This is a genomic window from Achromobacter kerstersii (assembly GCF_902859595.1).
Taxonomy (GTDB): domain Bacteria; phylum Pseudomonadota; class Gammaproteobacteria; order Burkholderiales; family Burkholderiaceae_B; genus Achromobacter; species Achromobacter kerstersii.
This window is the reverse complement of sequence record NZ_CADIJQ010000007.1, coordinates 24,300-36,178: the sequence shown is the minus strand read 5'-3', so window position 1 is coordinate 36,178 and position 11,879 is coordinate 24,300. Positions and strand designations below refer to the sequence as shown.

The window sequence follows — 11,879 nt, the reverse complement described above, 5'->3', positions numbered from 1 at the left end:
CGTTCGAATTCCGAAGATTTTTCCTATACGCAGGTGCGAGGCATTTTTGCTTGCACCCCGCTGGCCGAAGAATTACCTGTGACTTGTAAGCCCACTAATTTCAAGGAGGGCTTATGAAGAAGGAACAAAAACCAGAAAAATCAACTGGTTATGAATCACTCAGGTATTTCATCCCGTCGTCTTTACTTGACTCGCAGACGAACCGACCGGTGATGGCGCGGGCTCGGAAAAGAGCCATGACTCCACTTACTTACCGAACATTGCTTGAAAACCAACAGCGGATGGTCCTGACACAAAGCCTTAAAGAGCAAACAGCAGCCAATCGAGCGACGGCCCTTCGAGGATTCCTTCGAGCCAACTGCCTTCACGTGGATGACGTCGTTGGTGACGAGATGAGAGGCAGCCACGCGATAGCGCTGGACTGTTTCATCAATTCTCTAGCGACAGAAGGCAAAAGCGCTCAGTCGATGTCGAATAGCAAATCAGCATTTCGCAACTGGAAAGACGCAGTCGTTGCGCATGACGCAATTCAGGCCGTTCAAGACGGCAAGCCAACTCCCTTCCAATCCGCACTATTCGGGCTTTTGAAAGACCAGCCTGTCCAGCGCGTCGCGAAGAACGCCGGCATCCCTAAGGACATGCTGCATGGCTGGCTCCGGGGAAAAGTCCCACGAGGCTCGAACGCCAAGTACATCCTCCGACTTGAGTCTCTGTTCGGGATGACTCGACACAGCCTAGTACAGCTATCTGGCATGCGGCTCAGGGGAGAGCGGACAATGTCGCCAGGAGAAGCACCGACGCCCATCCAATACCGCGATTTGTTGGGTACGCTGACGCGAGAGATTTTTGGTTTGAAACCTCAGCCCGACTCTCCATTGCGCGAACAATGGAAGGAGCTTTTGATATACAAGACTGCGACTGTGCCTAGTCTGAAGCGCACTAGGCGGGGTCGCTGGCGATTTTCGCCATGCCCAATCCATCGGGCCACGGCAACAAACTGGGCGCTGTTTCTTGATGGGAAGGAAGTGGCGTCCGCCCACTACGGCTGGATGAAGGTGTCCTCCTTCCTCGGATGGCTTGCCATGCCTCCGAGCTACGGTGGTGCCGGAATATCCGCAGACCAACTTCAGACCCTTGCTTGGCTGGCCATCCCGGACCACCTCGAGCCATTTCTTAATTGGCGAAGGGAAAGAATCGGAAAGCGGAATCAAGGTGCCCTTCAACATCTTGCATTTGTTGCGGCCCTGGTTCGTCCGCAGTTCGGATATTTGCGTCAGCGCCCTGAACTCAAACTCTCGTTGCCGCCTTGCTACCATGGCGAAGACTGGAATGTGCTTTGCGACCGACAGTTCGAATTCACAGAGCTGTTGGCGAATGCTTATCGCGACGAAGTCGAAGTTTCTAGAGACTCATTCGAACCGTTGAATCACATCCTTGAATTGCCTAACCCCATGGACGCTGTAGCAGATATGATTCAGCGCATGCGCGCCGATAGGCCAACGGGCGCCCCAATCAAGGAGGCCATCTGGGCTAGAAACGTCGTTCTAATTAAGATTCTTGCCTCAAATCCGTTACGGCGCCGCAATCTTGCTCACTTGACCTGGAGAATCGACAATACTGGGACACTCTACCAGCGAGTGGACAAATCCTGGTGGATTCGCATTCCCCGAAATCAATTCAAGAATTCCTATGGAGCGGCCGGCGACCTTCCCTATGACAGTCCGGTGCATTCTTCAGCCTGGGTAGACATTGAAAAGTATCTCTTTCTCCATCGCCCGCGTCTGCAGCAGACGCCCACCGACCTGTTATTCCTGACAAGGAAAAAACCAAACTCGGAGCCCAGTCATCAACCATGGACGGACCTGGGTAAAACAGTCTTCTTCCTCACCGCCAGGTATCTACCGAAATGTCGTGGGTTCGGATGTCATGCTTTCCGACACCTCGCCGCCACATCGATTCTGAAAGCAGAGGGAGGTGATTTTAAAACGGCAGCATTGGTACTGAATGACCGAGTGGCTACAGTAGAAAAGCACTATGCACGCTTGAGGAGTGGCGATGGCAACACGCGCATGGCTGAGTTGCTTGATAGCGCTTTTAGTCGCATGTAGCCGTTATACGCCCGTAGCTAGTGGCTACACCGAAGCCCCAATTCTGAAGCATAGAAGAGGGGCTTCGACGCAGTTGGGGTCCTGAAAGCTCCTTCCGAGTGTCTATGCCCTGTCATGGCTCGATTCCTCGACCGACCACCCGCAGGCGAGGCACCCAATGCACCCGGATACGTTGGTCGCCTAAAGGAAAACTCGTCGAGACGCGAAATTTCCATACAGCCCATTCCACACACACAAGGGCTCAGTTGTTGGTTGAACCACGTCACATTGCTCTTGACCCCGGCCTACGCTCTACAGCATTCAATGGCAAGGCCTTAGCTCCAGACTCTAAGCGTTCAACTCCAGCGCTCCACTAGTACAAGTTGCTATACACGCACAAGGCGACAAGAGTTGCAAAAACGCAACAATTGAAAATTATTATTGACCAACAATCGACAAATCGAATTTGCGCGTTATACAGGCGATGCAAGTCGATGGAGAGCCTTGCCACGCTCTGATATGGTCAGGACATTACAAAAAAATATCGACCTCCCATGTCTCCAAAAAAAACGCGAAACGCATTCCTGACCCTGCGCACAATTTTTCTTACTCCCGAAATAAACAGGCGCCTAAATGCAGAATGCAAACGACGACAGGCGGACTACTCACTGCTAGTGCGTGGTTATCTCCTCGCAGGGATAAGAGCAGTAGAGAAAACAGGAAATGAGCTAGACATCTCCACCCCTCTTCCTCAGGGCGACGAAAAAATTGAAAATTCGGGACCGGCCCCAGTCATACTACGCGACGCTATCTCATTGCATGCCTACGCTATGCAAGTCGCAAGAGCAGACGCTGCAGAGCGGAGCGTGGCCAGGTTAAAACGAATCGTTTCAAGGCTAAAACGGAGACGTTCTAAAAAATAGTTAATAGTCAACAGCGACCATCACGCACCCAACCTTGCTATTGACGTGAAACAATGCCTCTCGTCAATCATCGAGCAGCTCTACAAGGCTCAACCCGGGCTGGACAATCTCGCTCCATTTTTTTGTTTTACGTCGCGACGCCGAACTACTGCCTCGATTGCCTTCAATTGCAGTTATCTCCATCATCATGGCGGGGCAGCCACTCGCAGACTTGGACGGGTTCAACCAAGTGCTGTTTATGGCTATACCGGGAATCACCTTCATTCGAAACTCCCATTCCCACCACCACACCTATTGCTAGAAGCAAGACAGCCGCCATGGCCCGCATCCTCGATGGTGTGCCAAGGGGATACCATCGATACACCCGCGGGGTTGTGAGCGCCAGCAAGGTGGAGGCCCTAGCCCGAAAGTTCCACTCGCTCTTCGGCATCGGCTGTACGCCGGCGCAGCGCCTTACCCGCAAGGGCAAGGGCCTGGCAAATGCCGTGCTTGTCATGTATTGGCCGCCGGACGCTGAGCAGGTGGAGTGGTTGCTGCTCGCCACGGATGGCAATGGGCTCGAGAAGGAGAGGCGCTGCTCGTGGTCGAAGGAGCGCAGCGCTTGCAGTGGTTGGGCTATGAAATGGTCCGACACTCTTCAAGTGGACGGACTATCTGGACCCTGGCGCCGCCCCAAACTGGAGATGGCCGAGTTGTATGCCCTGTTGGCCTTCCAAGCCGGCCAGCGGTACTACACAGCATTGGCGGAGACGTTGGAGCGCATCGCTCGACAGCCGGGCTTCCACGGCGTGCGAACTCAATCCTGGGCGCTGTTTCAGGAAGCTCGCAGACGTGGCTATACCGGGCCTCTGCCGCCGCTTTTCTACCTTCAGAAAGTCAGTCACCGAGAGCGACTAACACTTGCCCCCTGAACGTCAGGTACGAATATGACTACGCCCATTTCCAATCCCGGTACCTGCACAAGCTCTCGTGGATTTCGCCGGGAGCACCGTTGGCTACCACGTGGGCGAAGTAGTCGTACTCAAGACTAAGCGGCTCGTTCTCAAGGCCATTGGGTTTGAACGGGGCAAGGTCAGGCGCCGAATTGATGCGGGTGTATGGCGCATTTATCGTCTTCAGCCATGAGAAGAGGCGTGCACGTCCGCCGGCCGCCTCGATGAACGCTCGACTTGCTTCGTTGCTCCGGCCGGAAGTGCAGAAATCGTCAACCACCAAGATAGTCTTGCCATTCAGCGAAATGGCCGTCTTGACTGCGTCATTAGCAAGATTCTTATGCGGCCTTTTCGAAAGATGGATGGAATTGAGCTGCGTTAAGAATCTGCGGTTTGCCGCCTTGATAGGTTGGCTCTTGAGCGCCTCTTCATGCCGCACGATTAGGTCGTGGTAGTAGGAAATATTGAAGCATTTCCCGAGTTTCGCGAGCACGTCTGCCATACCAAACTTGTTTGGGTCCGATTGGGGACTGTGACCTGGGTAGCTGCAGATGTAGTTAACCCCCTCCAGCAGTCCGGAAAAGTACATCGACGAAACCGCGAAGTTGAACCAAAAATTGGGACTCCCCATCCCGCCCTTTGCGAATGCCCTGGCATCCTCGCCAAACATTTGATACGCAGCCTTGAAAGTAGAGAACGGGCCTGCCGCCGAGACGTCAAGTGTCCCGTCTTGGACGCGCCAGAAGATGGGGTGCTTGCGAAGCCCGAATACGAAGCAGAAGCGTGCGAGTTCGCTTATGGTTTCTACGGGAAATCCGTATTCCATGTGCTGCCCGTACCAGGTGGGCCTAAGCAGGAGAAGCTTGTTCTGAACTCCGGCAATCATGTCCTCCCTGATGCCGCCGACCAGAGCGGTCTCGCAAGGCTGCGCACCGTAGCGCTCCATGATGGGGTAGGCCGAATTTTTGGTCTGGCGAGCCGGCGACGAATCGGCGTGAGCCCCATGATGGGGAACTTCTATGCCGGCAATTCCCGAAAACCATTTCTCGATTGGCGTACCATCAACTTTCCATTCACGATTCGACCATAGCACGGTAGTCACCCCGTGCGGCGCTAGTTCACGCGCGAGTCGTCCAAGGTCACGTGCAATTGACATGTGGACCTTGCCGTCGTGCCCAACGGTACCGTCAACGCTTACGAGAAGAAGTTTTAAGGGCATAGATGTCAGAACAGCAGCCGCTGGTGCTGGAAGCTCAAGAGCCGGGCTTCTGTGTACCGGTCAACAATCTGCAGAGCGTCAACGAAGGCTGCGTGCTGTCGCGGTACTTCGTACGTCTGGTCCGCAGTCCCCTGGTCAGCGGCTGGCGCCACACCGTTGAGCGTCAAGTTGATACTTGGCCGTTCGAAACGCTTCGCAAATCTGACGGTGTGAGCGGTCCCGGAAGAGCGCTTCCATTCCGGTGCAATGACACACTTCGCTAACGCTGCTTGCAGGCGATTCCGCCAGACGAAGGCTTCACCTGTTGGCATGGCATCAGGCATGTATTCAGAGATGAGCAACCCGCCTGCGTCAAGGATTCGTTGGGCTAACTCAGCATTCTTAGCAGGGTACGACCTCAGGAGGCCGGTCCCGAGCATAGAGACGTTGGCAACGTTGCAAGCAAGTGCAGCCTCGTGTGCAATTTCGTCTATGCCTTTAGCCAAGCCACTTACTACGGTAGCTCCTACCTCCTGTACGGCAGCAACCGCATATTTAGTTAGGAACTCGCCCTCTTTTGATGGCGTGCGTGTGCCCACAACGGCAATAGCCTCTGTTGCCAGCAATCCGTAGTTACCCCGATAGAAAAACCAGAGAGGTCGAAGAGATGGTTCTAGTTCTGCGAACTGGAGCGGAAAGTGTGGCTCGTTGGCTCGGACTAAATTGATGCCTCGATTGTGAAGCACCTCAGCAGCCGACTCCCCGAGGGCTTGCACGTTTGAAATGCTGCAATCCTCGTTGCTGCCCCTGGTAAGGGTTGCGACAAAGCTGGGGCCCTCAGATATCAATTTCTGGGCAATAGCGTCTACGCCACCTAGGTCGCGCAAGGTTTTGAAGCCGACTCCCTTCAGGCGAGCAAGCCCTAAGAACAGTATCGCGGCCTCATCGAATCCGAGCATCTGTGTCCTAACAAACTAGGTAGTGGTCGATTATAGCGAAGGGGAGGCTCTGGAAGACGCTGGGCACCGCAGGCAGGCAGCCCTCATCTCGGGCTCCTCCCGCTACAATGAGCCCCCGTAGTTTTGCTGTTAGAAGACGCTCGACATGCCATTTCTCGACTGGGTCAACAAAAACCAAGCTAAGGACACCCCGAGGGAGGTGCCCTACCACCTGCTGAAGCGAGAAGCGGCCTACGGCGATGCTACCGCTGCGGCCGACAACCTCATCATCCAAGGCGACAACCTGCTGGCCCTGAAGGCGCTGATTCCCTTCTATGCTGGTCAGGTGAAGTGCATCTTCATAGACCCACCGTACAACACAAAGAGCGCCTTCGAGCACTACGACGACAATCTGGAACACAGCCAGTGGCTGTCAATGATGTATCCGCGCCTGGTGCTATTGCGTGACTTGCTGGCCGAAGATGGCAGCATCTGGGTCACCATCGACGACAACGAAGCACACTACCTGAAGGTGCTGATGGATGAAGTATTTATTCGACGAAATTATCTGAATTCGGTCGTTTGGGTGAAGACGTCTAGCGTACACAATAATGCCGAATTCTTTTCCTCCATGAACGACATGGTTCATGTATACGCCAAGAACATAGATAGCTGTGAATTTGGACGTATCCCTCGCAGCGAACGAAATGCTGGGGACTATTCGAATCAGGATGAGGACCCACGAGGCGCCTGGACTTCCAGCCCACTGCACGTCAGTCTAACGTCCGGTCAACGAGGGGCTCATTACGCGAAAACTGGCACATCCACGGGGCTCTATCCGTTGATAAATCCTCATGGTGAAGAAATATGGCCGCCAAAAGGTCGCTGCTGGGGCTATAGCGCTGAAACCATAGAAAATCTCCAGCAAGATGGCCGAATTTGGTGGGGTGCTGCTGGCCGCAACCAACCGCGTCTAAAGCGCTTCCTTTCCGAGATGAAAGATGGGGTGGTCCCAACAACAGTTTGGGGGCACGATGAGGTTGGCCACAACCAAGAAGCGAAAAAGGAGACGGCATCTCTGTTGGATGACGAAGGCACGGAACTATTCTCCACACCGAAACCAGAACGATTGCTTCAGCGTGTTATGCAGATTGCCACTGTTCCCGGCGACCTTATTCTCGACTCCTTCCTCGGCTCAGGCACTACTGCAGCCGTGGCCCATAAAATGGGCCGTCGTTACATCGGCATCGAAATGGGCGAGCATGCGCGCACGCACTGCATCCCTCGCCTGAAGAAAGTCATTGCTGGCGAGCAGGGAGGCATCAGCCAGGCCGTAGGTTGGCAAGGAGGTGGAGGTTTTTCCTTCCACACACTAGGGGACCCTACCTTTGACGAGCCTGGCCGACTTAATCCTGCGATTAAGTTTTCAACCCTGGCCGCCTACGTTTGGCATACAGAAACTGGTAGCCCGGGGCCGCAGGCCTTTGATAGCCCCCTCTTGGGCATAAAGGATGGCATCGCTTACTTCCTGCTCTACAACGGTATTCTGGGCGACCGGCGTCCCGCTGGGGGCAACGTGCTGACCAGCGCTATTCTGGACTACATTCGCACATTGTGCCCAGCACCTACGCCTCTCGTCGTGTATGGCGAGAGCGCTCGCCTGGGGCCTGCCCGGCTGGCGGCAGAAGGCGTGACCTTCAAGCAAATCCCCTACGACGTTTCCATGCGCTGAGCGCCTGACCATGCTGAAGCTGAAGAAATACCAAGAAGACGCCCTAGCGACCCTGGTTGACTTTTTGAAGCGTTGCCGCAATGTGTCCGTAGCCGAGGCCTACCAAGATGCCTTGCAGTCACAGCAACGGACTGGTGAGAGCTACCACGAGATATTCACCGACATTCCCTGCGTGTGCCTGCGTGTGCCCACCGGCGGCGGGAAGACGCTGCTGGCAGCCCATGCCGTGGCTCAGGTGGGTAAGGCAGTGAAAGATAGCGATGCCCCCATCGCCCTATGGCTGACGCCTTCGGACACCATCCGCACGCAAACCCTCGAAGCTCTTTCCGATGTTCGCCATCCCTACCGCCAGGCATTGGCCCATTACTTTGGCGACCGGGTGCGGGTGGCCGACCTGGAGAGCCTACAAACCATCGGCTCCGGTGACGTAGGCAAGGCGTGCATCATCGTGGTAGCGACCATACAGTCTCTCAATGTATCGGATACCAGCAAGCGCAACGTCTATTCCTTCTTCGAAGAATTGGCCGAACATTTCCGTGACCTCCCCCCGGCCCTCACCGCTGGACTGGAGAAGGTGACCGAAGCCGACCTCGCCAGCCAGCCTTTCCTGACGGTGAAGGACATTGGTCGGGTGAAATGGTCGGTGGCCAACTGGATACATCTGCATCGGCCCCTGGTGGTGGTGGATGAGGCCCATAACAACCGCACCGACCGTTTCTTCAAGACCCTGGGCCGCCTGAACCCGAGCTGCGTTGTGGAGCTGACGGCGACGCCGGTGGCTGGCAACAATGTGCTGTATCACGTCTCTGCTCAGGAACTACGGGCCGAGCAGATGATTAAGCTGCCCATCGTTCTGGCTGAGCATCCGGAGGGATGGCGAGAGTGCCTACGGGATTCCATCCTGACCCGCGACGGGCTGGAAGTCGTGGCCCTGAAGGAAGAGGACTATGTGCGGCCCATCGTGCTCGTCCAAGCCATGCCCAAGGGCGGCGAAGCTACAGTGGATGTGGTCAAGCAACACCTCCTGGAGCAGGAAAACATTCCCGCCGAGCAGATTGCTATTGCTACCGGCTCCCAGAAGGGCTTGGATGGCATCAATCTGCTCGACCCGACTTGCCCGATTCGCTACGTCATTACCGTTGAGGCACTGAAGGAGGGTTGGGACTGCTCCTTTGCCTATGTGCTCTCCAGTCTGCAGTCGGTGAACTCTGCCAAGGATGTGGAGCAGTTGCTTGGCCGGGTATTGCGTATGCCCTACGCCAAGGACAGGAGCCAGACGCCCTTGAACAAGGCCTATGCCCATATTGTGGCGACCAACTTTGCCGAGGCGGCAAGCAATCTACGTGACCGCCTGGTGCAAAACATGGGCTTCGAGCGCCTGGATACAGCGGGCCTCATCGTGCCGCAGTTGCTTCTGCCCATTACTGACGGGACGTGCGGAGCGCCTCTTCAGCAAGCGACCAAAGTGCCCGATTGCCATGTAGCGTTGCCTGCCGTGCCTGAGACGCAGAATTGGCCCGAAGAGCTGAAATCCCAGGTTGAGATTCACCCAACCTCCCAGGGGGCAACGCTGGTCCTTAAAGGCGATGTGGATAGCGAAACACTCAAACAGGCCGAGGCCTTTGTGACGGCAGCACTGCCAGCCAAGGCAAGGGAAAAGGTGTCTCAGCAGTTTGCCGACCATCGCGCCATTCGGCAGGCCATGCGGGCCCCCGCCCAATTGGGCATCCAATTCGCCGCCATTCCCCAACTTTGTCTGGAGCTAGATGGCTACCTGGAGGTGGTAGAGAAGGACACTTTGGCGCAGCTGGGAGACTGGAGTCTGCTTGACACGCCAGTGCAGTTGGCCAATTTCACCATCCATGAGACAGTCAACTCGTTCGAAATCGACGTCAACGGCGAGAAGGTCAAGTTCAAGCACATCGATGCCCAGCAACTCAAACTCAATGAGGTGGCCAGCCATGTCAGCGAGCAGGACCTCGTGCGTTGGCTGGATGTACAGGTGCGGCAGCCATATCTCTCCCAACAGCAACTGCAAGCCTATCTGGTGAGGATGCTGACTCACCTCACCCACGACAAGGGCCTCAGCCTGACTGCCCTGGTACGCGCCCGCTTCCAGTTGGCCGATGCCATCAAGGCCGAGGTGGAGCGTCTGCGCCAGCAAGCGATGCAGAAGGGATTTCAGGGCCGTCTGTTCGAGATGGCCGTGCCCAAACCGGAGGATATGGCCCAATACAGCTTTACCTTCGACCCAGGTAAGTACCCGGCACGGAACATCTATCAGGGCGGCTACGAGTTCTCCAAGCATTTCTTCCCAGTGATTCACGACCTGCGCGAGAAAACGGGAGCGGGTAAGACGGCGGAAGAGTTCCGCTGCGCCATGGCCATCGACGCTCACGCTAAGGTAAAGCAGTGGGTGCGCAACATCGAGAAGCAACCTCAGTGCTCGTTCTGGCTGCCCACCGCGTCGGACTACTTCTACCCAGACTTCGTGGCCGAGCTGGCGGATGGCCGTGTACTCGTGGTGGAGTACAAAGGTGAACCGTATAAGACCAACGATGACTCCAAAGAGAAGATGCAGGTCGGCTTCCAGTGGGAGAAATCCAGCGGTGGCCGGTGCCTCTTTTTGTTTGCCGTCGAAGAGGACGACATCGGTCGGGATGTCTTCACGCAGTTGAGAGACAAACTGACTAGCTGATGTCGATGAGTTTTGGCCCCCAAGGCGTCCAGGCATAAGGGGACAGGTGGATTTCTCCTGTCTCCATGTCTACCCAGCCTCCCCCGGAACGGCGCCGGGCACGATGTCCGCCTGGTAGCAGCCCAAGCAACCATCGCGGTAAAGTCGAGCGGGAGACTACCAGTTTTCCATCCTCATCCAGCCCGCCGTAGCCATACAGGCGAGCTCCTTTCGGGAGCTTGGTCGTGTTGTCGAATTTCGCCAGGTAGCGGCCCCAAGCCTTTACACTTCGGCAGCTCTGCACCCACGTGCTGCCCCACCGCCACCATTTGAAAAGCATTGCCGGTGTGAGTACATAGCCGCGGGGTATCCACACAAGCAGGTAGTAGTGCAAATGGCTGGCACACTCCAACACCCAGGCGTATTAAAAGCTGAATCCCATGCGCTTCAGCACTCGGCGCAGGCGGCCTAGAAGAGCACTGATATGCTTTGGCGAGAATGTATCTACGTTGCGATAGGTCAGCGTCAAAGCTACCGCATGTAGGTTGGTAGCCTTCGCGTATCTATTCTGTTCCTTGATGATGCGGTTGAGCTTCTTTCGTGCGGATTTTTTTCGCGTTCGAAACGCCAGTGACTTACTTGTTCCGGTCTTTCTGACAAGTTCAGCAAATCGGACTACGGGGACTGCGGTGGTAGCCGCCCGATTGGCGACCGAGGATAAATCGAAAGACAAAGGCACACCTCATGTGTGCCGCATCAACTATTAGCTGTTTCCTCTGTACTGCTGCAGAAAATTCTGTCCTCCGCTTGCTGAGCGGCGGGATGAAAGAGGTTCACGCCTATACTCAAGTGATGTGTGAGTACACGCGTGCCTACGCGCACCCCGCCCCGGTTCCCGCCGGGGCGTTCATTTGGGTGCGAAAAGCGATGGGTTACCGTGAGTGTTCTCAAGGCACTGGTCGAAGCGCTCTTGCCGGAGAAGGCTGGCCAGTGGCTGGAGTGGTGCTGCCGTGGCCTTGGGCTGACGCTTGGCATCGAGCCAGGATTCGACACCAGACGGCCGAAAGCGAAGCAAATGGCCAAGCTTGATTGCTCTTGGAATGTCGCCGCCCAAGGAATGACGGCTGTAGATAGTCTGCTCAGCCAGGCCAATGTAGGCCGCGAGCGTTTGGGGAGAGAAGAGATGCTGCATGGGTCACTGCACTGAGTTCGCAGTCACATGACTGCAATTAGTATAGTTGCGCCCTACCGCCTGTTATCGTGATAGCTAACCATCAATCTTGTCATATCGATAAGATTACGGAATATCCTTGTCATTACAACAAGATTTTCCCCCTCCGCTGACAAGATTCGCTTCACCATGGCCGCCACGCCCCCAGTCGGCCCAGGCAC

Annotated in this window: 8 protein-coding genes; 4 read left to right on the top strand and 4 right to left on the bottom strand. The window is 55.6% G+C overall.

The genetic code is table 11. The features are described 5' to 3' along the window. The first annotated feature begins 113 nt into the window (after window positions 1-113). A complete protein-coding gene (locus HV765_RS31905; RefSeq protein ID WP_254600645.1) occupies window positions 114-2,108 on the top strand; it encodes a site-specific integrase in 1,995 nt (664 codons plus the stop codon). A gap of 965 nt (window positions 2,109-3,073) precedes the next feature. Here the strand turns inward: HV765_RS31905 and HV765_RS19895 are convergent. After that, a complete protein-coding gene (locus HV765_RS19895; RefSeq protein ID WP_175170702.1) occupies window positions 3,074-3,274 on the bottom strand; it encodes a hypothetical protein in 201 nt (66 codons plus the stop codon). A gap of 53 nt (window positions 3,275-3,327) precedes the next feature. On the opposite strand from HV765_RS19895, the gene HV765_RS19890 reads away from it, so the two are divergent. Next, window positions 3,328-3,921: a hypothetical protein gene (locus tag HV765_RS19890; RefSeq protein WP_217483377.1), complete on the top strand. Its 594-nt coding sequence runs from the start codon at window positions 3,328-3,330 to the stop codon at window positions 3,919-3,921. Between the two features lie 19 nt (window positions 3,922-3,940). Here HV765_RS19890 and HV765_RS19885 read toward each other — a convergent pair whose 3' ends face one another. Both HV765_RS19885 and HV765_RS19880 read right to left on the bottom strand, forming a co-directional pair. After that, window positions 3,941-5,098, bottom strand: coding sequence for a phosphoribosyltransferase (locus HV765_RS19885; protein ID WP_175170719.1), 1,158 nt, complete (start codon window positions 5,096-5,098; stop codon window positions 3,941-3,943). A gap of 68 nt (window positions 5,099-5,166) precedes the next feature. Continuing rightward, window positions 5,167-6,099: a DNA-processing protein DprA gene (locus HV765_RS19880; protein WP_175170718.1), complete on the bottom strand. Its 933-nt coding sequence runs from the start codon at window positions 6,097-6,099 to the stop codon at window positions 5,167-5,169. Window positions 6,100-6,244: 145 nt separating this feature from the next. On the opposite strand from HV765_RS19880, the gene HV765_RS19875 reads away from it, so the two are divergent. Continuing rightward, window positions 6,245-7,810: a site-specific DNA-methyltransferase gene (locus tag HV765_RS19875; protein ID WP_175170717.1), complete on the top strand. Its 1,566-nt coding sequence runs from the start codon at window positions 6,245-6,247 to the stop codon at window positions 7,808-7,810. 10 nt (window positions 7,811-7,820) lie between these two features. After that, window positions 7,821-10,508: a DEAD/DEAH box helicase gene (locus tag HV765_RS19870; RefSeq protein ID WP_175170716.1), complete on the top strand. Its 2,688-nt coding sequence runs from the start codon at window positions 7,821-7,823 to the stop codon at window positions 10,506-10,508. Window positions 10,509-11,394: 886 nt separating this feature from the next. On the opposite strand, the gene HV765_RS31725 is transcribed toward HV765_RS19870, so the two are convergent. Further along, window positions 11,395-11,679 carry a helix-turn-helix transcriptional regulator gene (locus HV765_RS31725; RefSeq protein WP_217483376.1) on the bottom strand — a complete coding sequence of 95 codons (285 nt, stop codon included), beginning with the start codon at window positions 11,677-11,679 and terminating at the stop codon, window positions 11,395-11,397. Between the last annotated feature and the right edge of the window lie 200 nt (window positions 11,680-11,879).